The organism is Nonomuraea sp. NPDC005501 (genome assembly GCF_040605905.1).
Taxonomy (GTDB): domain Bacteria; phylum Actinomycetota; class Actinomycetes; order Streptosporangiales; family Streptosporangiaceae; genus Nonomuraea.
Window position 1 is genome coordinate 1 of record NZ_JBEXDT010000112.1, and the last position, 26,519, is coordinate 26,519.

Annotated in this window: 27 protein-coding genes; 12 read left to right on the forward strand and 15 right to left on the reverse strand. The window is 72.6% G+C overall.

The window, feature by feature from the left end:
• The first annotated feature begins 91 nt into the window (after positions 1-91).
• Genes ABZS51_RS36685 through ABZS51_RS36710 form a run of 6 tightly spaced genes read left to right on the forward strand, consistent with a single transcriptional unit; the run spans position 92 to position 4,444 of the window.
• Positions 92-934, forward strand: a complete 843-nt coding sequence (locus tag ABZS51_RS36685) for a sugar ABC transporter permease (RefSeq protein ID WP_355451177.1) — start codon at positions 92-94, stop codon at positions 932-934.
• Positions 927-1,739: a carbohydrate ABC transporter permease gene (locus ABZS51_RS36690; protein WP_355451180.1), complete on the forward strand. Its 813-nt coding sequence runs from the start codon at positions 927-929 to the stop codon at positions 1,737-1,739. The genes ABZS51_RS36685 and ABZS51_RS36690 overlap by 8 nt, the downstream gene beginning before the upstream one ends.
• A gap of 28 nt (positions 1,740-1,767) precedes the next feature.
• On the forward strand, positions 1,768-2,946 hold the full coding sequence (locus ABZS51_RS36695; protein WP_310715605.1) for a Gfo/Idh/MocA family oxidoreductase: 1,179 nt from the start codon (positions 1,768-1,770) through the stop codon (positions 2,944-2,946).
• A gap of 36 nt (positions 2,947-2,982) precedes the next feature.
• The gene (locus tag ABZS51_RS36700) at positions 2,983-3,576 is read left to right on the forward strand and encodes an RNA polymerase sigma factor (RefSeq protein WP_355451183.1); all 594 of its coding nucleotides are present in this window, start codon (positions 2,983-2,985) and stop codon (positions 3,574-3,576) included.
• The gene (locus ABZS51_RS36705) at positions 3,573-4,181 is read left to right on the forward strand and encodes a hypothetical protein (RefSeq protein ID WP_355451186.1); all 609 of its coding nucleotides are present in this window, start codon (positions 3,573-3,575) and stop codon (positions 4,179-4,181) included. The genes ABZS51_RS36700 and ABZS51_RS36705 overlap by 4 nt, the downstream gene beginning before the upstream one ends.
• 20 nt (positions 4,182-4,201) lie before the next feature.
• Positions 4,202-4,444: a hypothetical protein gene (locus tag ABZS51_RS36710; protein WP_355451189.1), complete on the forward strand. Its 243-nt coding sequence runs from the start codon at positions 4,202-4,204 to the stop codon at positions 4,442-4,444.
• A 10-nt stretch (positions 4,445-4,454) separates the two neighbouring features.
• Here ABZS51_RS36710 and ABZS51_RS36715 read toward each other — a convergent pair whose 3' ends face one another.
• From ABZS51_RS36715 to ABZS51_RS36745, 7 genes are all read right to left on the reverse strand, one after another.
• A complete protein-coding gene (locus ABZS51_RS36715; protein ID WP_310715601.1) occupies positions 4,455-5,543 on the reverse strand; it encodes an SPFH domain-containing protein in 1,089 nt (362 codons plus the stop codon).
• A 2-nt stretch (positions 5,544-5,545) separates the two neighbouring features.
• On the reverse strand, positions 5,546-5,977 hold the full coding sequence (locus tag ABZS51_RS36720) for an NfeD family protein (protein WP_310715600.1): 432 nt from the start codon (positions 5,975-5,977) through the stop codon (positions 5,546-5,548).
• 73 nt (positions 5,978-6,050) lie between these two features.
• A complete protein-coding gene (locus tag ABZS51_RS36725; RefSeq protein ID WP_355451193.1) occupies positions 6,051-7,232 on the reverse strand; it encodes an Ig-like domain-containing protein in 1,182 nt (393 codons plus the stop codon).
• A gap of 70 nt (positions 7,233-7,302) precedes the next feature.
• Positions 7,303-8,406 carry a fumarylacetoacetase gene (fahA, locus tag ABZS51_RS36730; RefSeq protein WP_355451196.1) on the reverse strand — a complete coding sequence of 368 codons (1,104 nt, stop codon included), beginning with the start codon at positions 8,404-8,406 and terminating at the stop codon, positions 7,303-7,305.
• Positions 8,407-8,452: 46 nt separating this feature from the next.
• Entirely contained in the window at positions 8,453-9,229 is a 777-nt protein-coding gene (locus ABZS51_RS36735) for a hypothetical protein (RefSeq protein ID WP_355451199.1), read from the reverse strand.
• Positions 9,226-10,395 (reverse strand): homogentisate 1,2-dioxygenase domain-containing protein, encoded by a 1,170-nt coding sequence (locus ABZS51_RS36740; protein WP_355451202.1) that lies wholly within the window; start codon positions 10,393-10,395, stop codon positions 9,226-9,228. The genes ABZS51_RS36735 and ABZS51_RS36740 overlap by 4 nt, the downstream gene beginning before the upstream one ends.
• A gap of 92 nt (positions 10,396-10,487) precedes the next feature.
• Positions 10,488-11,117: a helix-turn-helix domain-containing protein gene (locus tag ABZS51_RS36745; RefSeq protein ID WP_355451205.1), complete on the reverse strand. Its 630-nt coding sequence runs from the start codon at positions 11,115-11,117 to the stop codon at positions 10,488-10,490.
• A gap of 144 nt (positions 11,118-11,261) precedes the next feature.
• Here ABZS51_RS36745 and ABZS51_RS36750 point away from each other — a divergent pair, with 144 nt between their 5' ends.
• Positions 11,262-11,756 (forward strand): hypothetical protein, encoded by a 495-nt coding sequence (locus tag ABZS51_RS36750; protein ID WP_355451208.1) that lies wholly within the window; start codon positions 11,262-11,264, stop codon positions 11,754-11,756.
• Here the strand turns inward: ABZS51_RS36750 and ABZS51_RS36755 are convergent.
• Complete coding sequence (locus tag ABZS51_RS36755) at positions 11,748-13,010, reverse strand: MFS transporter (protein WP_310715588.1); 1,263 nt, start codon at positions 13,008-13,010, stop codon at positions 11,748-11,750. The genes ABZS51_RS36750 and ABZS51_RS36755 overlap by 9 nt on opposite strands.
• Positions 13,011-13,201: 191 nt before the next feature.
• Here ABZS51_RS36755 and ABZS51_RS36760 point away from each other — a divergent pair, with 191 nt between their 5' ends.
• Positions 13,202-14,500, forward strand: coding sequence for a hypothetical protein (locus tag ABZS51_RS36760; RefSeq protein ID WP_355451211.1), 1,299 nt, complete (start codon positions 13,202-13,204; stop codon positions 14,498-14,500).
• Between the two features lie 27 nt (positions 14,501-14,527).
• On the opposite strand, the gene ABZS51_RS36765 is transcribed toward ABZS51_RS36760, so the two are convergent.
• Positions 14,528-14,728, reverse strand: a complete 201-nt coding sequence (locus ABZS51_RS36765) for an EF-hand domain-containing protein (protein ID WP_310715583.1) — start codon at positions 14,726-14,728, stop codon at positions 14,528-14,530.
• Between the two features lie 102 nt (positions 14,729-14,830).
• On the opposite strand from ABZS51_RS36765, the gene ABZS51_RS36770 reads away from it, so the two are divergent.
• Positions 14,831-16,519 carry an alpha-amylase family protein gene (locus ABZS51_RS36770; RefSeq protein ID WP_355451215.1) on the forward strand — a complete coding sequence of 563 codons (1,689 nt, stop codon included), beginning with the start codon at positions 14,831-14,833 and terminating at the stop codon, positions 16,517-16,519.
• A gap of 46 nt (positions 16,520-16,565) precedes the next feature.
• Here ABZS51_RS36770 and ABZS51_RS36775 read toward each other — a convergent pair whose 3' ends face one another.
• The 4 genes from ABZS51_RS36775 to ABZS51_RS36790 form a co-directional block, all read right to left on the reverse strand.
• A complete protein-coding gene (locus tag ABZS51_RS36775; protein WP_355451218.1) occupies positions 16,566-17,306 on the reverse strand; it encodes a cytochrome d ubiquinol oxidase subunit II in 741 nt (246 codons plus the stop codon).
• Between the two features lie 19 nt (positions 17,307-17,325).
• The gene (locus ABZS51_RS36780; RefSeq protein ID WP_355451221.1) at positions 17,326-18,576 is read right to left on the reverse strand and encodes a cytochrome ubiquinol oxidase subunit I; all 1,251 of its coding nucleotides are present in this window, start codon (positions 18,574-18,576) and stop codon (positions 17,326-17,328) included.
• Between the two features lie 131 nt (positions 18,577-18,707).
• Positions 18,708-19,376 (reverse strand): response regulator transcription factor, encoded by a 669-nt coding sequence (locus tag ABZS51_RS36785; protein ID WP_310715576.1) that lies wholly within the window; start codon positions 19,374-19,376, stop codon positions 18,708-18,710.
• Positions 19,376-20,515 carry a sensor histidine kinase gene (locus tag ABZS51_RS36790; RefSeq protein ID WP_355451225.1) on the reverse strand — a complete coding sequence of 380 codons (1,140 nt, stop codon included), beginning with the start codon at positions 20,513-20,515 and terminating at the stop codon, positions 19,376-19,378. Before ABZS51_RS36790 ends, ABZS51_RS36785 begins: the two co-directional genes overlap by 1 nt.
• A 95-nt stretch (positions 20,516-20,610) precedes the next feature.
• Here ABZS51_RS36790 and ABZS51_RS36795 point away from each other — a divergent pair, with 95 nt between their 5' ends.
• Positions 20,611-20,823, forward strand: coding sequence for a hypothetical protein (locus ABZS51_RS36795; protein WP_310715573.1), 213 nt, complete (start codon positions 20,611-20,613; stop codon positions 20,821-20,823).
• A gap of 19 nt (positions 20,824-20,842) precedes the next feature.
• On the opposite strand, the gene ABZS51_RS36800 is transcribed toward ABZS51_RS36795, so the two are convergent.
• Positions 20,843-21,874, reverse strand: a complete 1,032-nt coding sequence (locus tag ABZS51_RS36800; RefSeq protein ID WP_355451229.1) for an acyl-CoA desaturase — start codon at positions 21,872-21,874, stop codon at positions 20,843-20,845.
• Positions 21,875-21,969: 95 nt separating this feature from the next.
• Positions 21,970-24,927, reverse strand: a complete 2,958-nt coding sequence (locus tag ABZS51_RS36805; protein WP_355451232.1) for a BTAD domain-containing putative transcriptional regulator — start codon at positions 24,925-24,927, stop codon at positions 21,970-21,972.
• 137 nt (positions 24,928-25,064) lie between these two features.
• Between ABZS51_RS36805 and ABZS51_RS36810 the strand changes: the two genes are divergently transcribed.
• A complete protein-coding gene (locus tag ABZS51_RS36810) occupies positions 25,065-26,063 on the forward strand; it encodes an NAD-dependent epimerase/dehydratase family protein (RefSeq protein ID WP_355451235.1) in 999 nt (332 codons plus the stop codon).
• Positions 26,064-26,099: 36 nt separating this feature from the next.
• The coding region (locus ABZS51_RS36815) for a glycosyltransferase family 2 protein (protein WP_355451238.1) at positions 26,100-26,519 on the forward strand (420 nt) is incomplete at its 3' end.

Here is a 26,519-nt window from a genome sequence, read left to right on the forward strand (position 1 = left end):
CCCTCGTCGGTGACGACCTCGACGACGGTCCGCAGCGCCCACGGCTCGTGGCCGCCGGCTGCGCGACCGCGACTGGGTCTGGGGCTACGCGATGATCGCGCCGCTCGTGCTGGGTCTCGGCGTGTTCTACCTGTGGCCGGTCGTGCAGTCGGTGTACTACAGCTTCACCGAGTGGACGCTGTTCGGCGACGCGACCTGGGTGGGCCTGCGCAACTACGAGCAGCTCCTCACCGACCCCGCCAACGCCAAGGCGCTGCGCAACACCTTCCTGTACGGCGGCCTGAGCCTGCTCGGCATCCCGCTGTCCATCGCGGTGGCGGCCCTGCTCGGCACCCGGGGGCTGAGGCTGGTGTCGCTCTACCGGACCCTGTACTTCCTGCCGGTGGTCACCATGCCGGCCGCCGTCGCGATGATCTGGACCTGGCTCTACAACGGCGACTACGGCCTGATCAACTACCTGCTGTCCCTCGTCGGGATCCACGGCACGTCCTGGATCGCCGAGCCGTCCACCGCCCTGTACGCGCTCGTCGCGGTGGGCATCTGGACGCAGATCGGCTACAACGCCGTCATCTTCATGGCGGGCCTGCAGTCGATCCCGGCCCACCTGTACGAGGCGGCCTCGATCGACGGGGCCGGCCGCGCCCGGCAGTTCTTCCGGATCACGCTGCCGCTGCTGTCGCCGAGCGTCTTCTTCGTCTCGGTGCTCAGCGTGATCAACGGCCTGCAGATGTTCGACCTCGTCTACCTCATGCTGCGCCGCGGCAACCCCGCCCGGGAGGACACGCAGACCGTGGTGTCGCTGTTCTTCTCGCGGGCCTTCGAGGAGGGCGCCAAGGGGTACGCGGCCGCCATGGCCGTGGTCCTCATGGCCATCACGCTGGTGCTGACCGTCATCCAGTTCCGCGTCCAGAAGAGGTGGGTGCACTATGCGTAACGGTCGCCTCTGGCCCGTCCACCTGGTGCTGGCGGTCGGCGCGGCCGCGATGGTCATGCCGTTCTTCTGGCAGGTGCTCACCTCGCTGAAGACGTTCACCGAGGCGACCAGGACACCGCCCGTCTGGGTTCCCTCGTTCGAGTGGTCGAACTTCGCCAAGGTGCTGGACGAGACGCCGTTCCTCCAGCAGCTCGGCAACACCGTGGCGATGACCACCGGGCGGACGCTGGCGCAGCTGCTGTTCTGCTCGCTGGCCGCCTACGCCTTCGCCCGGCTGCGCTTCCCCGGCCGCGACGTCATCTTCGTCGTGCTGCTGTCGGTGCTCATGGTGCCGGGCCAGCTCTTCCTCATCCCGCAGTACCAGATCGTGCAGAGCCTCGGCTGGCTGAACACCCTGCCGGGCCTCATCGCGCCCGGCATGTTCAGCGCGTTCGGCACGTTCATGATGCGGCAGTTCTTCATGACCCTGCCCGCCGAGGTGGAGGAGGCGGCCCGGCTGGACGGCGCCCACCCCCTGCGCATCTTCTGGAGCGTGATGCTGCCGCTGGCCAGGCCCGGACTGCTCGCGCTCGGCGTGCTGACCGTGCTGTGGTCGTGGAACGACCTCATGTGGCCGCTCATCGTCAACACCGACCCCGAGAGCATGCCGCTCTCGGCGGGCCTGTCGGCGCTCCAGGGCGAGCACATGACCGACTACCCGGTGCTCATGGCGGGGTCGTTGATGGCCAGCGCGCCGATCATCGTACTGTTCGTCATCATGCAGAAGCAGCTCATCCAGGGCATCGCGTTCACCGGCTCCAAGTAGCGTGCCCGTACCCCGAGAAAGGACCCCTGTGGAAGACCTGCGGATCGGAGTCATCGGCCTCGGCCTGCGCTCCAGCCTCGCCCTGGCGGCGCACCGGCCCGGCGCGGGCTCGGCGGTGACCGCGCTCTGCGACACCGACCCCGCCGTGCTCAAGCACCAGGCCGGGGTGTTCGGGGCCACGTACGTGACCGAGGACCACCGTGCGCTGCTCGACCGCGACGACCTCGACGCCGTGATCGTGATGACGCCCGACGACACCCACGAGCGCATCACGATCGACTGCCTGGAGGCCGGCAAGGCCGTCTATGTGGAGAAGCCACTCGCGATCACCGTGGAGAGCTGCGACGCCATCCTGCGCGCCGCCCACCGCACCGGCACGCGCCTGTACGTCGGCCACAACATGCGGCACATGGGCGTCGTACGGCAGATGCGCGACATCATTCGGCGCGGCGACATCGGCGAGCCGAAGACCGTGTGGGTGCGCCACTTCGTCTCGTACGGCGGCGACTACTACTTCAAGGACTGGCACGCCGACCGCACCCGGACCACGGGCCTGCTGCTGCAGAAGGCCGCCCACGACCTCGACGTCATTCACTGGCTGGCCGGCGGCTACACCAGCAGGGTCAGCGCGTTCGGCGACCTCATGGTGTACGGCGACCTGCCGCGCCGCGAGCCGGGCACGCCGCGGCCGGAGGGGTGGCTGCGCGAGTACGACTGGCCGCCGACCGCCCGCCGCGACCTGCACCACGTCGTGGACGTCGAGGACGTGTCCGTGATGAACATGCGCCTCGACAACGGCGTCATCGCCGCCTACCAGCAGTGCCACTTCACCCCCGACTACGTGCGCAACTACACGGTCATCGGCACGGAGGGCCGGCTGGAGAACTTCGGCGACGGCCCCGGCGACACGGTGAAGGTGTGGAACACCGGCCCCACCGGCTACCGCGCCGACGCGGACATCGCCTACCGGGTGCCCGACGCCCAGGGCTCCCACGGGGGCGCGGACGCGGACATCGTCACCGAGTTCCTGCGCTTCGTGCGGGAGGGCGGGGTCACGGACACCTCGCCGGTGGCGGCCCGGATGAGCGTCGCCGCGGGCTACCAGGCCACGATGTCGCTGCGCGACGGCGGCACGCCGTACGACGTCCCGCCGCTGGACCCGGAGCTGGTCGCCTACTTCGACGGCGGCCAGACTCGCGCGAGCTGATCGGGAACCCCGCCTCCGCCGCGGACAGTCCTGTGTGTGGACAAGTCGCTGCGCGCCGGAATACGTGACGGAGACCCGGCGGCCTTCGAGCAACTCTTCGACGAGTGCGCCAAGGCCGTCTGCAACCACGCCTACCGCCTGACCGGCGACTGGTCGGCGGCCGAGGACGTCATGGCGCTGACGTTCCTGGAGGCGTGGCGGTTACGCGCCCGGATCGACCCCGAGGGCGGCTCGCTGCGGCCGTGGCTGCTCGGCATCGCCACGAACGTGGCCCGCAACACCCGCCGGGCCGCGCGCCGCCACGACGACGCGCTGGCCCGGCTGCCCAGGGGCGAGGCGGTGCCCGACTTCGCCGACGAGGTGGTGGGCCGGATCGACGACGCCGAGCGGCTCGCCGCGGTCCGGGAGGCGCTCGGGTCGCTGCGCCGCCAGGAGCGCGACGTCTTCGCGCTGTGCGTGTGGGCGGGACTCGACTACAGGGAGGCGGCCGAGGCGCTGGGCATCCCGGTGGGCACCGTGCGGTCCCGGCTGTCGAGGGCGCGCCGGAAACTCGGCAGATTCGTGGAACCGCCGCCCGGGCCCCGACAGGTAGTAGGTGACCGAGGCCCCGCGACGGAGGAGATCCGATGACCTGGAACGACGAACGCGATCTTCCCGAGGGCCGTCACCGGCTGCTCAAGGAGTTCGTGATGACCGAGATCGACCGCAAGAGCCGCGCCCCCCGCCGCCGCCTGCCGCGCCCCGCCGTCCTGGCGCCGGTGCTGGGGCTCGCCGCCGCGGCGGCCGTGGCGCTCCCGCTGGTCCTGGGCGGCGGCAGCCCGGCGTACGCCCTCACCGACAACCCCGACGGCACCGTCCGCATCCAGATCCGCGAGGTCCGGGACGCCGACAAGCTGGAGTCCGACCTGCGGGCCAAGGGGATGAACGTGGTGGTGGACTACATCCCGCGGGGCAAGAGATGCAGCCCGCAGCCGCGCGCCGAGCGCTTCCTGCCGGACGAGGAGGCCCCGCTACACGTTTTCCCCGACCCCGAGCCGCTGACCCCCGGGGGCGACGGCCCGGGCTTCGTCATCGACCCGCGCGTCATCAAGGACGGTCAGACGGGCGTGCTGGAGTTCAGCGTCGACGAGCATCCGAACGGGGGCGTGGTGGCGGGCATCTGGGCCCGCGTGGCCGAGGGCGCCGTGGCCGCCTGCACCCTCGTCGACACGACGGAACCGCCGCTGTCGCACTGAGCCCGGACACGCCCGCTTTGATGTCGGTTCTCGCTCAGCTCAGAACCGTCGAGGGCCTGTGGGCCATCGGCGTGGGTGGAGAGGACGCGGTGACGCTCTACTCCTGGGCGGAGGTCTCCGAGTGGCTCCGGACCGCGATGGGGGACGACATCCCCGAGGTGAACCGCGACATCGCGCTCGCCGACGCGGCGGTCAAGCTGGCGTGCCGGGCCAGGGCGACGCACCGGGAGGTCCAGGTGCGTCGCCTTCTGGAAGTGGCCTGACCAGGGGCCCTCAGGGCTCCTGGTGGTTGCGCTGGGGCTCCGGGGTGCGGTCGAGGTCCGGGAACGGGGCCGGGGCCGGGGCCGACTGGGTGAGCTGACGCGGCCCGTTCGGGCTCTCCGCCTCCTGGGCGTCAGCGACCGCCTCGGCCGCCGCCTCCGCGGCCTTGGCGACCTCCTCGTCCATCTCCGCGCTCGGCGGCAGCTCCTCGCGCGTGGCCGCGGACTTGGGCAGGGCCTCGGTGAACGCCTTGGACACGCCCTGGAGCGCCGAGGTCACCTCGCTCGGGATGACCCAGAACGTGTTGCCCGAGCCCTGGGCGAGCTGCGGCAGCACCTGGAGGTACTGGTAGGCCAGCAGCTTCGGGTCGGGGTCGTTGCGGTGGACGGCCTGGAAGACCTGGTCGATGGCCCGCGACTGGCCCTCGGCCTCCAGGATGGCGGCCGTCCGCTGGCCCTCGGCGCGCAGGATGCGGCTCTGCTTGTCGCCCTCGGCCGTCAGGATCTGCGACTGCCGCTGGCCCTCGGCGTTGAGGATGGCGGCCCGCTTGTCCCGCTCGGCCCGCATCTGCTTCTCCATCGCGTCCTTGATGGTCTTGGGCGGGTCGATCGCCTTGATCTCGACGCGGTTGACGCGGATGCCCCACTTGCCGGTGGCCTCGTCCAGGACGCCCCGGAGCTGGCTGTTGATCGTGTCCCGCGAGGTCAGGGTCTTCTCCAGGTCCATGGAGCCGACCACGTTGCGCAGCGTGGTGACGGTGAGCTGCTCGACCGCCTGGATGTAGTTGGCGATCTCGTAGGCGGCCGCCCGCGGGTCGGTGACCTGGAAGTACAGCACGGTGTCGATCTCGACGACCAGGTTGTCCTCGGTGATCACGGGCTGCGGGCGGAACGACACGACCTGCTCACGCAGGTCGATGACGGAGTAGACCCGGTCGATGTACGGGATGACGAAGTTCAGGCCCGGCTTGAGGGTCCGGTGGTAGCGGCCCAGCCGCTCGACGTTGCGCGCCCGGGCCTGCGGGATGATGCGCACGGCCTTGAGCACGGTGAACACGGCGAAGAGTATGACGAACAACCCGACCAGCAACAGCGGATCCATGCTCACTCCCTGGGATATACGAGGGCGGTGGCCCCTTCGATCTCGATGATGTCGACGGTCGCCCCTTCCGGGATCACCAGGGTCTCGTCGTAGGCGCGGGCCGACCATTCCTCCCCGCCGACGCGGATCCTGCCGTCGCGTCCGGTCACCGGGGTGACCGCGTAGGCGGGCTTGCCCACGAGCGCCTCCACCCCGAACCGCTGCAACGGCGGCTGGCGGATGTGGCGCATGGCCATGGGCCGGACGACGAACAGTCCCGCGGTCGAGGACAGGGCGAAGACCAGCAGTTGGAGCGGCACCGGCAGGCCGACCGCGGCCCCGGCCGCCGTCAGCAGCGCGGACACTCCCAGGAGCCCCAGCGCCGCGGTGAGGGTGAAGATCTCCGCGACCCCGAGGACCACCGCGAGGATCACCCAGACGATCCATTCGTCCATGCTCCGGCCCTCCTGTAAGGACAACGGGCCAGGGACCGCCACCGGTTCCCCTTTTTCCTACGGTATCGCCGATTCAGCGCTGCGACAGTGGTGTGGCGGTGGGACCGTAGATGGCGCTGCCGAGCAGCCACTCCTCCCAGGGCAGTTGCCAGAATCCCCAGCCGTTGTCCCATTCCAGCTCGCGGTCGGTGCCGGTGATCGTCACGGGGTCGCCGCGCAGGGAGCCGGCGTAGAACCAGGCGGCCTGGTCGGGCCGGGCGTTGATGCAGCCGTGGCTGACGTTGGCGCGCCCCTGGGCCCAGACGTTGTCCAGGGCGTGGACGTACTCGCCGCTGTCGGAGATGCGGACGGCGTGGTCGATCAGCTTGTCGTAGTAGCCGGGCTCGCCCTTGTCGCGGCCGGGGGAGATCATGCGGACCGGGTCGCCCTTGTCCATGGTGAGGTGGACGCCGCTGGTGGTGGTGTACTCGCGGGTGGTGCCCATGCCGGCGCTGATCGCCATGTGCCGCACGATCTCGCCGTCGCGCCGGACCACCATCTGGTGGGTGCGGGCGTCGACGGCGCTGGACTGGTCGCGGCCCACGGTGAACATGAAGGTGCGGTCCGCCGTGCCGTACACGCCCGGCGCGGCGCGTACCCCGGCCAGGTGAGCGGTGACGGTGACCCGTTGCCGGGGCGCCCAGTACGTACGGGTGCGGTAGACGGCCCGGGTGTCGCTCATCCAGCGCCACGCCCCTTCGACCGGGACCTCCGAGGTGACCTGGAGCGCCCGTTCGACGGCGGCCTTGTCGCTGACCGGCGTGTCGAAGGTGAGGACGATCGGCATGCCGACGCCGACGGTCTCGCCGGGGAGCGGCACGGCCGAGGCGACCCCGAAGGCGTGGCCGGGCACGCGGGTGCGGAACCGGCCCCTGACGACGGCCGGCGGGCCGCCCGGGCCGGCGGCCCTGGCCGTGACGGTGTACTCGGCGCCGGGCTTGAGCGCCCAGTCGGAGCGCCAGACCGTGCCGGACGCGTCGAGCCGCCCCGGCACCGGCATGCCGCCGGCGTGCGCGCGTACCTCGCCCAGCCTGCCGCCGCGCGCCCGCACGACGAGCCCGCGGTCGGTGCGGGCCCGCTTGGTGTCGAAAGCCGGCTGCACGCGTACGGCGGGCGCCACCGGCGCCGGGTCTCCGGCGCTCCCCGAGCCGCAGCCCGCGCTGAGCGAGGCGGCGAGACAGAGGGTGGCGAGAAAGACGACCGCGGCGCGCCGCATCTGACTCCTGCTTTCCGGGAAGGGAGGTCCCAGGTTAGCGGGGAGTCACGACGAGAGCACGTCGAGTGACCTACCGGATGGTTCCTGACACCTCGCCCAAAGTGATGCCTCCGGCCGTGGCGCGCAGGGTCACGGTGTCGCCGTCCTCCAGGAACGTCCGGATCTCGCCGCCGGCCAGCTTGATCGGATCATTCCCGTTCCAGGTGAGCTCGATGAGGGAGCCGCGCTCCTCGCGCCGCGGCCCCGAGATGGTGCCGCTGGCGAACAGGTCGCCGACGCGCAGCGACGCGCCGTTGGAGGTGAGGTGGGCGAGCATCTGGTCCGGCGTCCAGTACATCGACGCGTACGGCGGGCGGGACACGACCTCCCCGTTGATCGACACTTCGACGCCGACGTCGAGCCCCCAGTCGGCCCGCCGGCGCAGGTACTCCAGCGGCTCGGGCTCCTGCGCCGGGCCGGGGACGCGGGGCAGCGCGTCCAGCGGGGTGATCCACGGCGATATCGAGGTGGCGAACGACTTGCCGAGGAACGGCCCGAGCGGCACGTACTCCCACGCCTGGATGTCGCGGGCGCTCCAGTCGTTGAGCAGCGTCACGCCGAAGACGTGGTCCTCGAACGCGCCGGCCGGCGCCCCCATCGCGGACGGCGTGCCGATCACGAACCCCAGCTCCGCCTCGATGTCGAGCTTGGCGCACGGGCCGAACACGCCGGCCTTGAGCTGGCCGTGCGGCCGGGTGATCGGGGTCCCCGAGACGACCACCGTGCCCGAGCGGCCGTGGTAGCCGACCGGCAGGTGGCGCCAGTTGGGCAGCAGCGGCTCGGCGTCGGGGCGGAAGATCCGGCCGATGTTGGAGGCGTGGTCCAGGGAGCAGTAGAAGTCGACGTAGTCGGCCACCTCGACCGGCATGTGCAGCCGTACCTGCTCCAGCGGGATCAGGTGGGCCTCGGTGACGGCCATGTCGGTGGTCAGCTTCTCCTGGACGAGTGCCCGGGTGGCCTGCCAGGCGCCGCGCCCGCGTGCCATGAAGGGGTTGAGCGAGGGCGCCGCGAACACCTCGTCGTGCAGCGCGGCGGCCAGGTCGAGCACCCGGTCGCCGTAGCGCACGCCCACCCGGGGCGCCTGGCCCGGCCGGGAGAACACCCCGTAGGGCAGGTTGTCCACTCCCCAGCTCACACGTCCTCCTCGCTCCGTCGACGGCCGGCCGGCGGTCGGTCGCCGGTCATTCGGGGATCAGGCCCAGCTCGCGCAGGTCGCCCAACGGGGCGGCGGTGTTGCACGATCCGTAGCTCACGAGCAGCTCGCGGGCGTGCTTGGCCGTCTCCGGGTCCACCTGCCGGGCCAGCGCCACCAGCCGCGCGGCGTCGGTGGCGCGCAGGGCGGGCACGGGATCGCGCCGCTCGACGGCCTCGCAGACGGCCAGCACCAAGTTGAGGAACCCGTGCCGGTCGGTCCCCAGCGAGGGGTCGAAGTGGCGTACGGCGTGGTGCAGCCCGGCCGTGGCCTTGAACGGGATCTCCTGCTCCACGCACGACCGGATGAACACGGCGAGGTGCTCCACCGGCGGGAACGCGTCGGAGGTGGCTCCGCCGCAGCGCACCTTGAGCCCGACGCCCTCCGGCACGTCGGTGCCGACCCGGTGCGCCGGCACCTCGACGAACAGCCGCACGCCGCGCGGCAGCCGGCCGGCCACGCCGAGTGCCGTCGCCGCCACGGAGGAGTCGGGGGGCATCGGCACCTCGACGATGTCGACCGGCAGGTCCTCGAACGGCGGGATCTCCGGCGTGTCCACGATCAGGCCGATGCGCCGCGGGACGAACTCCTCGCGGCGCAGCGCGTCGAGCCGGCTGGCGGGGCACAGGAAGCGGTGGGTCAGCACCTGGCCGCCGTGCTCCTGGTCGCGGCGGTGGCGGGCCAGCGCGTCGGACATGTGCAGGGACGTCGGCGGGAACAGCCCCGCGTCGTCGACCAGGGCGGTGAACAGGACGGCGGTGCTCATCTGGCCCACGTCCAAGCGTATCCGGGATCCTCGCACGACAATGCTCCCTGCCCCAGGTCGAGCGGCCGGAACGTGTCGACCATGACGGCCATCTCGCTGGTGGTCGTGACGCCGCGCGCCACGGCGTCGATGACCGCCTCGACCGCGCCGGGCTGCGGCCCGTGGGTGAAGCCGGCCGGGTGCAGCGACACGGAGCCGACGTCGATGCCGGAGCCCTTGCGCGCGGAGTAGTCGCCGCCGACGTAGAACATGAACTCGTCGGAGTCGACATTGTGGTGGTTGTACGGGATCGGCACCGACTCGGGGTGGAAGTCCAGCGGGCGCGGGCAGAACGAGCAGACCACGAACCCCGGCCCCTCGAACGTCTGGTGGACGGGCGGCGGGGCGTGCGTCCTCTTCACGACCGGCTCGAAGTCGCGGATGTTGAACGCGTACGGGTAGAGGCAGCCGTCCCAGCCGACGACGTCGAACGGGTGGTCGCGGTAGACCAGCCGGGTGAGGCCGCCCCGGGTGCGGACCAGCACCGGCACCTCCTCGCCGTCCACGAGCAGCGGCTCGGCCGGGGCGCGCAGGTCGCGCTCGCTGTAGGGCGCGTGCTCCAGGAACTGGCCGTACTGCGACAGGTAACGCCTGGGCGGCCGGATGTGGCCGGCGGCCTCGATCACCAGCGCGTTGACCTGCCCGTCGGGCACCCAGCGGTGGATGGTGCCGGTCGGCACGACCACGTAGTCGCCCTCGCCGGCCTCGATGACGCCGTACGTGGACTCGAACCGGACCCGGCCCCGCTGGACGTACACGCACTCGTCGCCCATCGAGTCGCGGTACAGCTCGCTGGGCCGGTCGGTGGTGGCGTACGACAACCGGACGTCGCCGTTGCCGGCCAGCAGGACGCGGCCGGTGACCAGGTCCCCGGCGGTGGCGAGGTCCTGGGTGCGGAAGTGCCGCGGGGAGAGCGGCAGGTTGGGCTCCAGGCGCGTCCCGGTGCCCTGCGTGACGGCCTCGGCCTTGACGATGGCCGTCGGGAGGTGACGGTGGTAGAGCAGTGAGGAGTCGGAGGAGAAGCCTTCCTCGCCCATCAGCTCCTCGGCGTACAGCCCGCCGTCGGGCTTCCTGAACTGCACGTGGCGCTTGCGGGGCACCTCCCCCACGACGCGGTAGTACGGCATCCGGCCTCCCCAAGCAGCGTCCGATGACCGTCCGCTTATCGGACGTCAGCGTCCTCTATATGCAATTACCGTCGTCCATCGCCCTGGAGATGTCAACCCAGGGCGCCGGCGAGCTCCGCGGCGGCCTCGACCACCCGCGCTCCCGCCGACTCGTCCAGCGGCCCGAACGTCACCACCCCCACGGACGCCTCCAGCCACGGCAGCCCGGTGACCGGGGCGGCGATGCCCCGGGCCCCCTCCTGCAACTGCCCCTCGGTCACCAGATAGTCCGACCGGCCCTCGCGCAGCGCCAGGATCGCCCGCCCCGCCGCGCCTTTGGTGAGCGGATGGCGCGAGCCCTCCCGGTAGGCGACGTGCATGTGCGTCCACGACGGCTCCACCACGGCCACGGCCAGCCCGTCGTCGCCCTCGGCCACGGTCAGGTGCGCGGTCGCGCCCACCGTCTCGGCCAGCCGCCGCAGCGCGGGCAGCGCCGCCGCCCGCAGCAGCGGCTGCACGGCCTGGGCCAGCACCAGCACCCCGAACCCGAGGTGCGCCCGCCCCTCGGTGTCGCGCCGCACGAAGCCCTCGCGCGACAGCGTGGTGAGCAGCCGGTAGACGACGGGACGGCTGAGCTGCAGCTCGTGGCTCAGCTCGGTGGGGGTGCGCCCGCCCTTGCCGTCGGCGAGCAGCCTCAGCAGGCGGAGCCCGCGCTCCAGCGTCTGGGCGGATTCAGCGGCCATGGTCCGATTATCGCCACCGCCCGTACGCGGGGATCGCCGGTAGGGCGCGCCGGTAGGGCGGGCCCCACCCCGGATTCGGGGGGCGGCGGGCCTGATCGGGACGGGTGATCGGCGCAGACTTCAGGAAAGACCTAGGAGGATTCCATGAGTCGCGTGTCCACCGTCACCCCGCCGCCCGCGCCCCGGGGCGGCCTGCCGGACCAGGTGCCGCCCGTCGTGCTCGCGGCGATGTCGCTGTGGCTGTTCGCCGTCGCGGCCGGAGCCTTCGAGGCCCTGCTCATGGCTACCGTGGAGCTGTCGTCCGGGACGGCGTTCGGTGAGCTGCTGCCGCAGATCGTCTTCCGGCTGGGGGTGTTCGGGGCGGCCGTGTTCCTCGCCCTGCGGCTGCGGCACAGGCGGAACTGGGCGCGGCTCACGCTCGCCGTCGGCCTCGGGATCTTCGGAACGCTGTCCCTCGTGGTGGAGCCGGCGCGGTGGCTGCTGGCCGGCGGCTCGATCGGCGACGCGGTCGCCGCCGCGGCCCCGATGGACCTGGTCTTCGCGGGCAGCCGGATCCTGCACCTGCTGGCCGTGCTGGGGGCTCTGACGCTCATGTTCCAGCCGCGGGCCAACGCCTTCTTCCGCGGGCGGTCAGCCTGAGACGCCCTCGGAGGCCGGAGCCGGAGCCGGGGCCGGGGCGCGCAGGTTGCGCACCCCGGGCGACAGCAAAGCGGCCAGCGTCGAGAGCACGACCATCGCGCCGCAGGCGAGCAGCGCCTCCCGGGTGCCGATCAGGTGCGCCACCGGCCCGGCCAGCATCAGCCCGAGCGGCCCGAACATCAGCGACCCGAGCGCGTCGTACGAGCTGACCCGCGACAGCGCGTCCGCCGGGACCTCCCGCTGCATGGTGGTCTGCCACAGCACGCCGAAGACGTCGAAGCACACCCCCAGCGCGAACGACCCGGCCACGATCGCCCAGACCGGCGCCCCGAACCCCAGCAGCAGGTACGGCGCCGCGGTCGGCAGGCAGAGCAGCGTGCCGAGCAGGATCGGGCGGGACGGCCGCATCCGCAGCGACACCAGCACCCCGGCGATCGTGCCGACCGCCTCGCCCGTCAGGAACGCAGACCAGACCAGCGGCCCGCCCAGGCTCTCCTTGGCCAGCAGCGGCCCCAGCACGCCGTGGCCCGCCTGGATGGCCATCACCATGATCGAGAACTGTGCGACGACCACCCAGATCCACTGCCGGGAGCTGAACTCGCGCCAGCCGTCGCGCAGGTCGGCCAGCACCGAGTGACGCGGCCCGGCCGGCCGCTCGCCGGGTGCCAGCCGGAGCGCCGCCACCAGCACGCCGGCCACCGCGAACATCACGCCGCTCACCGACAGCGCCCATCCGCCGCCGAAGAGCACCACGGTGCCGCCGCTGAGCACGGCCCCGGCCACGCGCGAGGTGTTGGCGCCCAGCCCGAGCAGGGCGTTGCCGGTCTGCAGCCGGTCGGTGGGCACCACCTCCGGGATGATGCCGGTCAGCGCGGGGAACAGCACGGCCGTCGCCAGGCCGCTGATCGCGGCGGCCGTGGCCATCGCGGGCAGCGGCGTCCATCCGGTGAACATCATCGCGGCCAGGGCGAAGAAGGCCAGCGCGTTGGTGAGCTCGCCGGCCGTCATGACCAGGTGCCGGGGGAAGCGGTCCGCGATGACGCCGCCGACCAGCATGAAGAGCACCATCGGCAGCGACTCGGCGGTCAGGACCACCGAGAGCGTGGTCGCGTCGGCGCCGGGCAGGCCGAGGATGCCGAAGGCGAGGGCCACGGGGGCGAACGTGCTGCCCAGCACCGAGATGGTCCGCGCCGCGAGCAGCAGCGTGAACCGCCGCTCGCGGAGCAGGCCGAGGTCTCCGAGATGTCCGCGCACGTGATCCCCCTTGCTTCGCGGAAAACGGGGCTCATTCTTCCGGGACGCCGGTGGAGTTGTCTTCTGGTTATCCGGCAGGTGAAGAAACGGGTCAGAAAAGCGGTCAAGACCCCCTGATCTCATTGAACGTCACTGATCATCCAGATATCGTGCCTAATGCCCGACGATCACCCCTCACGTAAGGCGCCTCGATGCGACCTCGACTGCGGCAGCTCTTCGTCATAGGACTCGCCCTCTCCCTGCTCGGCATCGGCGTCCCCGCGTGGTCGGAGGACGATCCCCGCAGCTGCAACGACCTGATGGCCGGCGACACCCCCGCCTACGTCGTGTGCCGGTGGATGGCCACCCCCGACGAGGCGCTGGACATCGCCAGGTTCTGGCTGGCCAACGACGGCGAGAACCTGGAGGCGGCTGGACCGCTCGACTCCATCGGGGTCGACTGCGGCGACGCGGGCAACGTGTGCGACCCGACCCCGCCCGACGGCGTGGGCGACGGGCAGGCGCACGACGGGGGCGACCCGGACGTCGAGGGCGCCGAGGACGGCGGCACGCCGGAGTGCAAGGCGGGCGAGGAGTGCTCCGTCCCGCCGGCGGGCCTGTCGGCCGAGCAGATCTCCCAGGCCGAGGAGAGCACCACCGGCAAGGCCGTGAAGAGCGCCGTCGCGGCGGGCCTGCGGGTGTGGGTGGACGCCGAGCTGGCCGACGACTGGAAGGCCGGCAAGCTCGCCGAGGGTGCCAAGCAGGTGGCCGCGCTGGCCGCGCAGCCGGGCGTCGTGGGTGTCCGGTTCACCCGGCAGCTCGGGGACGGGCAGCTGTTCCGGAGCGCCGACGAGATGGACACGTTCGTCAACGAGGCGTCGGCCGAGCTGCGCAAGCTCGCCCCGGGCCGCAAGCTGGCCGCGCACACGATGGTGCCGCTGTTCGGCTGCGGCGCCGACGACGCCTGCAAGACCGCGATCACCCAGAAGTACCCGCTCCTCGACCCCGAGCGGATCGGCGCCTGGCTGGCCAAGGGCAAGATCGACCAGCTCGCCCTCGACAGCGGCCACCTGGCCACCGAGTACACCACCTGGAAGATCGACGCCGCCACGGCGCAGCGCAACCAGTGGATCCAGGTCCGGGCCCGGGCGTGGGACGCGTACGCGCAGATCTCCGTCGAGGACGCGGCGCTCGCCGCGCCCGGCGCGCCCCAGCTCACCGGGGAGCAGGCCACCAAGGCCATCACCGAGCACGTGGCGAGCCCGCTGCAGGACGACGCCGCCGAGACCGTCACGCTGTGGAGCCGCTACGAGAACGGCCAGGGGCAGGTCAGCCGCGCGTACGGCGAGAAGTGGGCGGCCAACACCACCTGGGACCAGCTCAAGAAGCTGACCTCGGTCCGTCCCCGCCTGGCCACGGTCTACGACCCGGCCAAGCCGGAGGTGGACGCCGCGACCGACCTGAAGGCCCTGTCCGAGGTCTTCGGCCAGGTCTACCTCTACGCCGCCTGACCTCGGGGCCCGGGCGGCCCCCCGGGCTCAGTCCTTGAGGAAGGCGCCGAACTCGTTCAGGTCGATCAGCCCGTCGCCGTCCTGGTCGAGCCGGGCCACCCCGGCCTGGGCCCGCTCCAGGCTGATCGGCTGTCCCAGGGCCTCCATCAGCCGGACCAGCTCCTCGGCCGAGATGCGGCCGTCCTTGTCGACGTCGATCAGGTCGAAGGTGATCGCGTGGTCGCTCATCGTGCCCTCCTGGGGGATCGTGTGGGTCAGACCTTAGTGGCGATCTCCGCTTCCCCGGGAGGCGTCCGGCATTCCGGGCGATCCTGTGGGTAGCGGCGGTCCATGCGATTGACGTACACCTCGGATCTGTGGTGGAAGAACGCCGTCGTCTACTGCCTGGACGTGGAGACGTACAAGGACGGCAACGGCGACGGCATCGGCGACTTCCGCGGCCTCACGCAGCAGATCGACTACCTCGCGGGACTGGGGGTGACGTGTCTGTGGCTCATGCCGTTCTACCCCACCCCCAACAAGGACGACGGCTACGACATCACCGACTTCTACGCCATCGACCCCCGGCTCGGCACGCTCGGCGACTTCGTGGAGTTCATGCGGACCGCCCATGACCGGGGGCTGCGGGTCATCGCGGACCTGGTCGTCAACCACACCTCCGACCAGCACCCGTGGTTCAAGGAGGCGCGTAGGAGCAAGGACTCGCCGCGCCGCGACTGGTACGTCTGGTCCGACAAGAAGGAGCCGGACGACCCCGGCCAGGTGGTCTTCCCCGACAAGGAGAACAGCATCTGGCAGTACGACAGGGGGTCGGGCCAGTACTACCTGCACAGCTTCTACCGGCACCAGCCCGACCTCAACGTGGCCAACCCCGAGGTCCGCGACGAGATCGCCCGCATCCTGGGCTTCTGGATGGAGCTCGGGCTGTCGGGCTTCCGGGTGGACGCGGTGCCGTTCCTCATCGAGAACGTCGAGCCGAAGCTCGCCGACCCGCACGACTTCCTGGCGGACCTGCGGGCCTTCATGACCCGCCGTCAGGGCGACTCGGTGCTGCTCGGCGAGGTCAACGTCCCCTACAAGGAGCTCATGGGCTACTTCGGCGACGGACTCGGCGACCAGGTCACCATGTGCTTCGACTTCATCGGCATGCAGCGCGCCTGGCTGTCACTGGCCAGGGGCGAGGCCGAGCCGCTCGCCTCGGCGCTCAAGGAGCGGCCCCGGCCGCCCAAGGACTGCCAGTGGGCGACGTTCCTGCGCAACCACGACGAGCTGACCCTGGACAAGCTCACCGACGAGGAGCGCCAGGAGATCTTCCAGGCGTTCGGCCCCGAGGAGGACATGCAGATCTTCGGCCGTGGCCTGCGCCGCCGGCTTCCGCCCATGCTGGGCGGCGACCTGCGGCGGATCAAGATGGCCTACAGCCTGCTCTTCTCGCTGCCGGGCACACCGGTGCTGTTCTACGGAGAGGAGATCGGCATGGGGGAGAACCTCGCCGCCGAGGGTCGCATGGCGGTCCGCACCCCCATGCAGTGGTCGAGCGAGGGTGGCTTCAGCATGCACGAGCCCGTACGGAAGATGCCGGACGGACCCTTCGGGCCGGAGCGGGTCAACGTGGCCGACCAGAAGCGCCAGCAGGACTCGCTGCTGCGCTGGATCCAGCTCCTGATCGAGCGCTACCGCGAGTGCCCGGAGCTGGCGTGGGGGACCCACACGGTGATCGACTCGGGCAGCCCGCAGGTGCTGGCGCACCGCTGCGACGCCGACGGCGCGTCGGTGGTCGTCCTGCACAACCTGGGCAGGACGACCGAGGAGGTGGAGCTGAAGCTGGACGGCCTGGCGAACTACCAGCTCACCGACCTGCTGGTGGACGGCACGACCGAGGTCTCGGACAAGGGGGCGGTACGTCTGCCGCTCGGCCCGCACGGGTGCCGGTGGCTGCGCGCCTCACCTCCGGAGGTCGCCCCTGAGGACGCCTCGGTGAAGTCGGACAGCTCCTTCACCCATCCGCGCCGCTCCTGAGGCGGCGCCGCCGCTGGTGGACCTTCACAGAGCCGCTGGTGGACCTTCACAGATAGGACGGGCCGCTCACGCGGTGACGGAAGGTCCACCAGACCCACGCCTGCGAGGCCACGAGGAACGGCATCACCGCGAGGACGACCGGCGTGAGCAGCGACGCCGTGGGCCCGGCCACGAGCGGCAGCCGCAGCCCGGCCAGCACCCCGATCACGACGAGCGCGGCGGCGGTCAGCGCGTACGTGCGCGCCTCACCGGAGCCGCCCGACAGCACGGCCGCGCGCCGCCGCAGCTCGCCGCGCAGCCGCAGCGTGGCGAAGGCCAGCCCGTGCGTGCCGAACAGCGCGGCCACCACCAGCGCCGGCAGCACCGCGATCGGCCCGTGGATGCCGAGCAGCACGTCGCTCAGCAGCACCCCCCAGCTCAGCGCCAGCCCCCAGCTGCCCGCGACCACCGCCCCGTCCCAGAGGCCCTGCCAGCCGGCGCGGGTCAGCCGCCCGCGCAGCCAGAGCCCCATGTCGCGCACCACCCAGGACAGCACCATGGCCACCACCAGTACGGGATCGCCGCTCAGCAGCTCGCCCTCCAGTCTGGGGAAGAACCCCGCGAGCACGCCGGCGGTGGACACCAGCCACACCTCGTTGCCGAGGAAGAACGGGGCGATCGCGGCGATCACCTCGCGTCGCTCGCCGGCGCTCCGGCCCAGGTACGGCAGCACCATGCCGACGCCGATGTCGGCTCCGGCCAGCACGAGGTAGCCGAGCGCGAAGAAGGCCAGGATGAAGATCTCCATGAGGGGCTCCTCAAGCGGGTCAGAAGGACAGGGCGGGGGCGGGCGACTCGATCGGCCGGTCGCCGAGCGTCACCGCGTCCGGTCCGCGCCGGGCGGTCCTGGCCAGCAGCCAGTAGTTGGTGGCGATCAGCACGGCGAACACGGTCACGAACGCGGTCAGCGAGAGCCTCATCTGCGCCCCGGTGACCGGCGACATCGCCTCGGCCGTGGTCAGCAGGCCGTACACCGCCCATGGCTGGCGGCCCATCTCGCGGAACACCCAGCCGCCCAGCATGGCCGCGAACGGCACCGGGATCATCAGGGTCAGCAGCCAGTGCCACACCCGCAGGCCCCGCACCGCGGGCCGGAACAGCATGAGCAGCGCGCTCAGCCCGGAGAAGAAGAACATCACCGCGAACGCGATCAGCATCGTCATCGCCCCGGCCTGCACCCACCCGGCCGGGGGCAGGTAGTCGCCGGGGCCGTGCGCCGCCGCCATCTCGGCCTGCGCGGCGGCCAGCCGGCCGGCGTCACCCGTCCACGCGGCGGCCTTGGCCGGCTGGAGCGTCTGGAAGCCGAGGCCGCCGAACGTCGCGGTGAACAGGGTCGCGGGCAGCGCCACGCCGACGCCGATCCGCAGCGACTTGCGGAAGAAGTCCTGCTCGGCGGTGCGCCGGCGCAGGTGGTAGGCGCTCACCCCGGCCATGAAGAAGCCGCCCGTGATCATGGCGCCGCCGAGCACGTGGAAGAACGCCACCCGGGCCGCCGGGTTGGCCACCATCGCCCCGAAGTCGGTCAGTCGCAGCACGCCGCCCGCCAGTTCGTAGCCGACGGGGTTCTGGAGGAAGCCGTTGGAGACGAGGATCCAGAACGCCGACGCGTACGCCGTGAGCGTCACGATCCAGATGGCCGCCAGATGGGCCCACCGGTTCAGCTTGTCCCAGCCGAAGATCCACAGGCCGAGGAACGTGGATTCGAGGAAGAAGGCCACCAGCGTCTCGATCGCCAGCGAGGCGCCGAACGCGTTGCCCGCGAACTCCGTCAGCCCCTTCCACGCCATCCCGAGCTGGAACTCCATCACGAGGCCGGTGACGATGCCCATCGCGTAGTTGACGATGTAGAGCTGTCCCCAGAACCTGGTCATCCGCAGGTGGAGCGGGCTGCGGGTGAGCGTCGCCCAGGTCTGTACGACGGCCACCAGCGTCGCGAGGCCGAGCGTCAGCGCCACGAAGAGGAAGTGCGCCCCCGCGGTGAGGGCGAACTGCAGGCGGGCGAGTTCCACGGTGTCCATGGCGCACAGCCTGCGGTGACGGCTCGGGCCGCCGCGTCATGCGGGCGCGGGCACCTGGCGTACTCCTCCGGGTGTCCGGCGGCGCCGGCCGTACCACCCAGGGTGTACGGCCGGCCGGGGCGTCAGGCGCCTCAGGGGGTGAGCCAGCCGGGGGTGATCATGCCGGCCTCGTACGCGATGACCACGAGCTGGGCGCGGTCCCGCGCGGCGAGCTTGGTCATGATGCGGCTGACGTGGGTCTTGGCCGTGGCGGGGCTGAGCACGAGCCGGGCCGCGATCTCGTCGTTGGACAGCCCGGCCGCCACCAGCGACATGACCTCCCGCTCGCGCTCGGTCAGCGCGTTGAGCCGCGGCCCCGGCTCCGGGCGCTTGACCCGGCCGGCGAACTCGGCGATCAGCCGGCGCGTGATCGAGGGGGCGATCAGCGCGTCGCCGCGGGCCACGACCCGCACGGCGTGGATCAGCTCGGCCGGCTCGGTGTCCTTGACCAGGAAGCCGCTCGCGCCCGACCGCAGCGCCCCGTACACGTAGTCGTCCAGGTCGAACGTGGTCAGGATGACCACCTTGACGCCGTCGAGCCGGGGGTCGGTGACGATCCGGCGGGTCGCCTCCAGGCCGTCGAGCTGCGGCATGCGGATGTCCATGAGCACCACGTCGGGGCGGTGCCGCCTGGCCTGCTCCACCGCCTCCTCGCCGTTGGCGGCCTCGGCGACCACGTCCAGGTCGTCCTCGTCGCTCAGGATCGACCGGAACCCGGCGCGCACGAGGGTCTGGTCGTCGGCCAGGAGTACCCGGATCATCAGGCTCCGTTCAGGGGAAACGGGGTTTTCAGGGGGAGGTCCGCGACGACGCGGAAGCCGCCCTCGGGCCGGGGCCCCGCCTCCAGGGTGCCGCCCAGCGCCGTGGCGCGCTCGCGCATGCCCTGGACGCCGAAGCCGCTGCCCTCCGTGTACGTGGCCCCGGGGCCATCATCCTCCACCCGGATCACCAGATGTCCGGATTCGTTGGTGATGGCGAGTGTGGCCGCGTCGGTCCCGGAGTGGCGGGAGACGTTCGTCAGCGCCTCGCGGACGATGCGCGCCGCAGCCAGGTCGATCTCCGTCGGCACGCCGTCCAGCGGCCCCGACAGCTCGGTGCGCACCGACAGCCCCGTGGCGGCGACCAGGGCGTCCACGCGCGCCAGGCTGTCAGGCGGGGCCGTCGGCGCCTCCTCGTCCACCTGCCGCAGCACGCCCAGCGTGGTGCGCAGCTCGCGCAGCGTCTCCTTGCTCGTCTCCTTGATCGTGCGCAGCGCCGTCTCGGCCTCCTCGGGCCGTTTCTTCAGCCCGTGCAGCGCCGCCGCGGCCTGCACGTTGATCATGGAGATGTTGTGGCCGAGCACGTCGTGCAGCTCACGGGCGATGCGGAGCCGCTCCTCGCCGGCCCGTCGCCTGGCCTCCTCCTCCCTGCCGTGCTCGGCCTCCATCGCGCGCCGCTCGGCCTCCTCCAGGTAGGCGCGGCGGGTGCGGGTGACGCCGCCGAACGCGAGGCACGCCACCACCCAGCCCATGATGGAGATGAACACGCCGTCGCTGATGTGCCTGACGTCGCCGCTCTCGCCGTACCCGAGGGCCAGCAGCGAGGCGGCGCCCGTGGCGACGGCGGCCACCAGGTGACCCCGGTCGGCGGCCGTGTAGAGGACGACGAACATGAGGATCAGCAGCGGCCCGTCGAGCCGGGCGAACGGGTAGTAGGCGACGACCGCGGCGGTCACGACGACCAGCGCCGCCACGGGATGCCGCAGCCGGGCGAGCGTGGCGGCCCCGGCGACGAGGGGGAGGATCAGGTCCAGGGCGTTCGGCCGGGGGCCCTGCTCGAACAGCGCGATGGCCAGTGTGGCGCCGAGCACGACGGCGACCACACCGAGCGACATGGCCGTCCCGGCCCGCGATCCGCGCATGACGCCCATTCTGTACCGCATCCCCGGCCACTGCGCCGACCTCCACCGCCACTGCGGCGACGTGCGGCGGGCTTCCGGCTGGGTAGATCAGGAGGATGAGCACTGATGAGGAGCTGCGGCAGGTCGAGGAGGACCTGGCGCGGCTGCGCGCGGAGAACAAGGACATCCGCCAGCAGATCGGCGAGCTGGGGGCGACCGATCCGATCGAGATCGGCACCATGATCGCCATGGCGGACGATCAGGAGCAGCTGATCGCCGATCTGGAGCGGCGGCGCGACGAGCTGCGCCGCCGCCTCGGGCAGAACTGACGTCTCCGCGGAGCGCGGCTCACGACCTCGCCGGGGCCGAGCGCAGGGGCGCGCCGGCGTCGTGCAGGTGCCGCAGCGCCTGGCCGTACGAGTCGAGCAGGCCGGTCTCCAGATAGTCGACCCCGATCTCGGCGCAGTAGTCGCGGACGATCGGCTGGGCGCGCCGCAGGTTGGGCGCCGGCATGTTCGGGAACAGGTGGTGCTCGATCTGGTAGTTGAGCTGGCCGAGCAGCACGTCGACGACCGGTCCGCCCTTGACGTTGCGCGAGGTCAGCACCTGCTTGCGCAGGAAGTCCAGCTTGTCGTCCTTGGTGAGGATCGGCATGCCCTTGTGGTTGGGGGCGAACGTGGAGCCCAGGTAGAGGCCGAACAGCCCCTGGTGGACGATCAGGAACACCACGGCCTTGACCGGCGACAGCGTCGCGAACACCACGCCGAAGTAGACCGCGAAGTGCGTCACCAGCAGCGCCAGCTCCGCGCCGCGCCGCTTGACGGCCGGGTTCGTGAGGGCACGGAAGCTGGCCACGTGCAGGTGCCATCCCTCCAGCGTCAGCAGCGGGAAGAACAGGTACGCCTGCCGGCGCGCGACGAACCGCGGCAGTCCCCGGCTGCGCCGGGCCTGGTCGGTCGACCAGACGATCACCGCCGGCGAGACGTCGGGGTCGTGGTCCTCGTGGTTGGGGTTGGCGTGGTGGCGGTTGTGCTTGACGGTCCACCAGCCCCAGCCGAGGCCGATGCCGAGGTTGCCCACCAGGAGCCCCATGATGTCGCTCGGCCGGCGCGTACGGAACACCTGGCGGTGCCCGAGGTCGTGGGCGAGGAAGCCGAGCTGCGCGAAGACAAAGGCGAGCACCGCGGCGACGAGAAGCTGGAGCCACGAGTCGCCGGCCCACCAGAACAGGGCCCACCCACCGAGGTAGGCGGCCGTGGCGAGGCAGGTGCGCACCGCGTAGTAGACAGGGCGCCGGTCGAGCAGGCCGGCCTCCGCGATCCTCCGGGAAAGGCGGGCGAAGTCGCTGCCCCGCGCGTCGAGTGTGACTGAGTCGGTCACAGGTCTCCTCACATAACCGAGAACGTGCTCCCCTACCCTCGCGTATTACCCGCCCGTACGGAAGATCGTCCACTACCTGTCTCCACGAGCGGCGCCTACGGTGTCGACCTACGGTGATGAAGCGCGTACCTCTCGGGGTGGGGGATCGCGGCGCCCCTGGTCAGGGCCCGCCGAAGGCCCGCCTCGCCCAGGGCGTGACGGCAGCGGGCGAGCAGCGCGGGGTCGCCCGCCCCGGCTCCGCCGCGCAGCGCTCCCGCCGCCCCGGCCAGCTCGGCGGCGAGCTCCGGGTCACAGTGCTCGGCCGTGCCCTCCAGCACGGTCGCGCGGACCGTACGGTCCGGCGAGGCCGCCATGAGCTCCAGGGCCCGGCGCAGCGGCGGCCAGGGGTCGGCCGAGACGCGGGCGAGCTCCACGTGCACCAGCGCCTCGAACTGGGCGGGCGCGCCGGGCAGCAGTTCCAGGGCCCGGTGCAGCAGCCGGGCCGCCGCGCCGGGATCGCCCGAGCGGCGGGCCACCTCCGCCCTGGCGTGCAGCACCCGGGCGTACGCCACGGAGTCGCCGTCGGGGTCTCCGCTCACCACCTCCTCCGCCCTGGCCAGGGTGGCGGCGGCCGCTGCGAGGTCGCCCGTGCGGGCCTGGAGCCGCCCCAGCCGGGACAGGAACAGGATCGGCCCCGCGGGGGACTCCAGCCCGGCGATCTCCCCGGCCAGCCGCTCGCCCTCCCGGGCCAGCGCCACGGCCTCGGCGTGGTCGCCCTCGTTCTCGGCGGCCAGCGACAGCCAGTGCAGCGTGAACGACAGCCCCCACCGGTCGCCGGTCCGCCTGAACCCGGCCAGCGCCGCCCGCAGCGGCTCACCCGCCTCGGCCGCCGAGCCGAACTCGAACCGCGCCAGGCCGCACGCCAGCGCCGCCGCCGACCTCGTCCACGGGTCGGGGTGGCCGCGCAGGCGCTCGGCGTTCTCCTCGGCGAGCCGTACGAGGCCGGGCAGGGGGGCCGGAATGAGCGCGAAGCAGGTCACCGCCGCCGGATGGTCCGAGAGCCGGACGGCGTCCGGCGGCTCCTCGCCCATGATCACCCGGCAGAGCCCGTGGGCCGGCTCCCGCCCCTCCGGCGGCACGTCGCCCACCCGCCGCAGCACCTCGGCCGCCCGCTCGGCCGCCTCGCGCCGCCGCCCCCGCATGATCCACGGCCACAACCGCGCCAGGAGGAGCCGGAGCGGGTCGTCGGTGTGCTCCAGCGCGGCGTCCAGGTTGCCCTGCTCGGCGTCCAGCACGGCCAGCCAGTGGAGCTGCCCGGCGGTCCGCAGCCCGGGTCCGGCCGCCTCGGCCAGCGCGGTGTAGTGGCGGGCGTGGGCGCGACGCACGTCCGGCAGGTCCGCGGCGGCGTACTGCCTGATGGTCTCCAGCATCGTGTACCGGTCGCCGGAGACGCCGATGAGCGACTTGTCCACCAGCGAGGCGAGCACCTCGAGCACACCGCCCTCGCCGCCCCCGGCGACGCCGCCCTGCTCGCCGCAGATCCGCGCGACCGCGTCGGCGTCCGCGCCGCCCGCGAACACCGTGAACGCGCGCAGCAGGTCCCGCTCCGCGTCCGAAAGCAGCTCCCAGCTCCAGTCGATCACCGCGCGCAGCGTGCGGTGCCGCGGCTCGGCGGTCCGGCCGCCGCGGAAGGACAGCCGATCCCCGAGCCCGCTCACCAGCAGGGCGACGGACATGGTCCGCAGCCGGGCGGCGGCCAGCTCGATCGCCAGCGGTATCCCGTCGAGCTCGCGGCAGATCCGCGCCGCGTCCCCGGCCTCGACCCGTACGTCCGGCCGCGCCGCGGCGGCCCGGTCCCGGAACAGCTCCACGGCCGCCGCCTCCTCCAGCGGGAGCACCCGGTGGAGCGTCTCGCCGGGGATGTCCAGCGGCTCCCGGCTGGTGGCCAGGACCCGCAGCCCCGGCACCGCGCCGAGCAGCCACCGCGTCACCCGCGCGGCCTCGTCGATGAGGTGCTCGCAGTTGTCCAGCACGACCAGCGGCCGGCGAAAGCCCCGCAGCGCCGTCACGGGGTCGGTGGTGCGCAGCACACCTTCCAGGGAGGCCAGGACACCGGAGGCGGAGGCCAGCTCGACCAGCCACACCGCGCCGCCGAGCGTGGCGGCCGCCTCGACGGCCAGCCGCGTCTTCCCCGCCCCGCCCGGCCCCACCAGCGTCACGAGCCGCACGCCGTCTTCCGGCGGCGCGGCCGTCCCGTCGTCCCCCGCCGGCGAGGCCGTGAGGAGCGCACGGAGATGGGAGAGATCGCCGGAGCGCCCCACGAAGCTCGTCACCCGAGCCGGCAGCCGCCCGCCACCCTCGCTCTCCGGAGGCCCCGCCGCTCCCGGGGGAGGGTCACGCAGAGCCGCTAGATGCGCCTGCCGCAGCTCCGCCCCGGGGTCGGCGCCCAGCTCGTCGGCCAGCCTCGCGCGGGCCCGCTCGAACGCCTCCAGCGCCTCCCCCCGCCGCCCCGCCGCCGCCAGCGCCCGTACGAGCAGGGCGTGGAACGGCTCCCGCAGCGGATGCTCGGCCACCAGCGCCCGCAACTCGGCCACCACCCCGTCGACCCCGCCGCCCGCGCCGCCGCGTTCGGTCAGGTCGGTGGCGATCCGCGTGGCCAGGGCCGTCAGGCGCAGCTCCTCCAGCCGCGCCGCCGGTCCGGTCGCGAACGGCAGCCCCGCCACGTCCGCCAGCGCCGCCCCCCGCCACAGCCGCAGCGCCGCCCGCGCCTCACCGGCCCGTACGAGCCGCTCGAACTCCCACGCGTCCACCTCGCCGGCCGGCACGTCCAGCGCGTACCCAGCAGCACGCGACGACACGATCCCCGGCGCCTCACGCCGCGCCCTGGACACCAGCGACTGCAACGCCGCGACCGGATGCGCCGGCCTCTCGTCCGGCCACAGGTCGCCGATCAGCCGGTCCGCCGTCACCACGCGACCGGGGTCCAGCGCCAGCCGCACCAGCAGGGCCCGCACCCGGGCGCCGCTCACCGCGACCCCGGCCACCTGCAGCGGCCCCAGGATCCCGATCCGCATCCACCCTCCACCCCGGCGGTTCCTCCCGCTTACGCCTACATTCTCGCCGCGTCTCCGAGGCGCGGCATGCGTCCGGGCTCGGCGACGTTCCCGCACCGTAAGGTCCGCGTGGTCGCGCCGGGTGTTGGATCGGCGGCATGCGCGTGTTGCTGACCGGCTCAGCCGGCTTCATCGGCCGTCACATCGCCGAGACGCTCGAAGGCGTCGCCGCCGTCCGCGACGTCGTGCCCGCCGACCTCAGGACGGGCGTGGACGTGCGCGACGGCGACGCCCTCGACCGGCTGCTGCCCGACGTCGACGCCGTCGTCCACCAGGCCGCCAAGGTCGGGCTCGGCGTGGACGTGGCCGACCTGCCCGCGTACGCGTCCGCGAACGTGTGCGGCACCGCCGTCCTGCTCGCCGCCATGGCGCGGCACGGCGTGCGGCGGCTGGTCCTCGCCTCCTCCATGGTCGTGTACGGCGAGGGCGCCTACGACTGTCCCGCCCACGGCCCGGTACGGCCCGGCCCCCGGCGCGAGGAGGACCTGGCGGCCGGGGTGTTCGACCCCCGGTGCCCGTGCTGCGACGCCGTGCTCGTCCCGGCCGTCGTCGCCGAGGACGCCCCCATGGACCCGCGCAACGCCTACGCCACCACCAAGCTCGCCCAGGAGCACCTGGCCGCCGGCTGGGCCCGCGAGACCGGCGGGACCGTGACGGCCCTGCGCTACCACAACGTCTACGGCCCCGGCATGCCGCGCGACACCCCGTACGCCGGGGTCGCCGCGATCTTCCTGTCGGAGCTGTTGAACGGGCGGGCGCCGCGGGTGTTCGAGGACGGCGGGCAGCGGCGCGACTTCGTCCACGTCCGCGACGTGGCCCGGGCCAACGCCCTCGCCCTGGAGGAGGACAGGCCCGGAGCCCTGACGGCGTACAACATCGCCGGAGGGACGCCGCGCACGGTCGGGGACCTGGCCCGTGCGCTGGCGGCGGCGACCGGGGGGCCGGAGCCGGTCGTCACGGGCGGCTACCGCCTCGGGGACGTCCGCCACATCGTCGCCTCGCCCGCGAAGGCGGCCCGGGAGCTGGGGTTCACGGCTCAGGTGGCGTTCGAGGACGGCCTGAGGGAGTTCACCGCGGCCGCCGTCATGGCTTCGTAAGGGTTGACCCGGCCCCCGGTACGTACCGTCGGACTCGTGATCGATGTCGTGCTGCCCTGCCTCGACGAGGCCGCCGCGCTCCCCTGGGTGCTGGAGCGCATGCCGTACGGATATCGCCCGATCGTGGTGGACAACGGCTCCACCGACGGGTCCGCCCGGGTCGCCGAGGCCCATGGGGCGACGGTGGTGCACGAGCCGCGCAGGGGGTTCGGCGCGGCCTGCCACACCGGCCTCATGGCCGCCACCGCGCGGATCGTCTGCTTCATGGACGCCGACGCCTCGCTCGACCCGCGCCAGCTCCCGCGCGTCGCCGAGCCCGTCCTGGCGGGGGACGGCGACCTGGTGCTGGGCCGGCGGGTGGAGCGCCGGCCCGGCCCGGCCGGTCCGGGCGGCGGCGTGGGCGGGCCAGCCGTGCCCGCCGCCGGTGGGAAGAGGAGACGGCGGATCTCCAGTCAC

Bases quoted from the DNA above. Each gene is read 5' to 3' on its own strand.
- ABZS51_RS36725 (WP_355451193.1), bottom strand. From the start codon at position 7,232: ATGCGGCGCGCCGCGGTCGTCTTTCTCGCCACCCTCTGTCTCGCCGCC.
- ABZS51_RS36720 (WP_310715600.1), bottom strand. From the start codon at position 5,977: ATGGACGAATGGATCGTCTGGGTGATCCTCGCGGTGGTCCTCGGGGTC.
- ABZS51_RS36785 (WP_310715576.1), bottom strand. From the start codon at position 19,376: ATGATCCGGGTACTCCTGGCCGACGACCAGACCCTCGTGCGCGCCGGG.
- ABZS51_RS36795 (WP_310715573.1), top strand. From the start codon at position 20,611: ATGAGCACTGATGAGGAGCTGCGGCAGGTCGAGGAGGACCTGGCGCGG.
- ABZS51_RS36765 (WP_310715583.1), bottom strand. From the start codon at position 14,728: ATGAGCGACCACGCGATCACCTTCGACCTGATCGACGTCGACAAGGAC.
- ABZS51_RS36790 (WP_355451225.1), bottom strand. From the start codon at position 20,515: ATGCGCGGATCGCGGGCCGGGACGGCCATGTCGCTCGGTGTGGTCGCC.
- ABZS51_RS36750 (WP_355451208.1), top strand. From the start codon at position 11,262: ATGAGTCGCGTGTCCACCGTCACCCCGCCGCCCGCGCCCCGGGGCGGC.
- ABZS51_RS36685 (WP_355451177.1), top strand. From the start codon at position 92: ATGATCGCGCCGCTCGTGCTGGGTCTCGGCGTGTTCTACCTGTGGCCG.
- ABZS51_RS36775 (WP_355451218.1), bottom strand. From the start codon at position 17,306: ATGGAGATCTTCATCCTGGCCTTCTTCGCGCTCGGCTACCTCGTGCTG.
- ABZS51_RS36710 (WP_355451189.1), top strand. From the start codon at position 4,202: ATGTCGGTTCTCGCTCAGCTCAGAACCGTCGAGGGCCTGTGGGCCATC.
- ABZS51_RS36690 (WP_355451180.1), top strand. From the start codon at position 927: ATGCGTAACGGTCGCCTCTGGCCCGTCCACCTGGTGCTGGCGGTCGGC.
- ABZS51_RS36780 (WP_355451221.1), bottom strand. From the start codon at position 18,576: ATGGACACCGTGGAACTCGCCCGCCTGCAGTTCGCCCTCACCGCGGGG.
- ABZS51_RS36715 (WP_310715601.1), bottom strand. From the start codon at position 5,543: ATGGATCCGCTGTTGCTGGTCGGGTTGTTCGTCATACTCTTCGCCGTG.
- ABZS51_RS36745 (WP_355451205.1), bottom strand. From the start codon at position 11,117: ATGGCCGCTGAATCCGCCCAGACGCTGGAGCGCGGGCTCCGCCTGCTG.
- ABZS51_RS36770 (WP_355451215.1), top strand. From the start codon at position 14,831: ATGCGATTGACGTACACCTCGGATCTGTGGTGGAAGAACGCCGTCGTC.
- ABZS51_RS36760 (WP_355451211.1), top strand. From the start codon at position 13,202: ATGCGACCTCGACTGCGGCAGCTCTTCGTCATAGGACTCGCCCTCTCC.
- ABZS51_RS36805 (WP_355451232.1), bottom strand. From the start codon at position 24,927: ATGCGGATCGGGATCCTGGGGCCGCTGCAGGTGGCCGGGGTCGCGGTG.
- ABZS51_RS36705 (WP_355451186.1), top strand. From the start codon at position 3,573: ATGACCTGGAACGACGAACGCGATCTTCCCGAGGGCCGTCACCGGCTG.
- ABZS51_RS36740 (WP_355451202.1), bottom strand. From the start codon at position 10,395: ATGCCGTACTACCGCGTCGTGGGGGAGGTGCCCCGCAAGCGCCACGTG.
- ABZS51_RS36810 (WP_355451235.1), top strand. From the start codon at position 25,065: ATGCGCGTGTTGCTGACCGGCTCAGCCGGCTTCATCGGCCGTCACATC.
- ABZS51_RS36735 (WP_355451199.1), bottom strand. From the start codon at position 9,229: ATGAGCACCGCCGTCCTGTTCACCGCCCTGGTCGACGACGCGGGGCTG.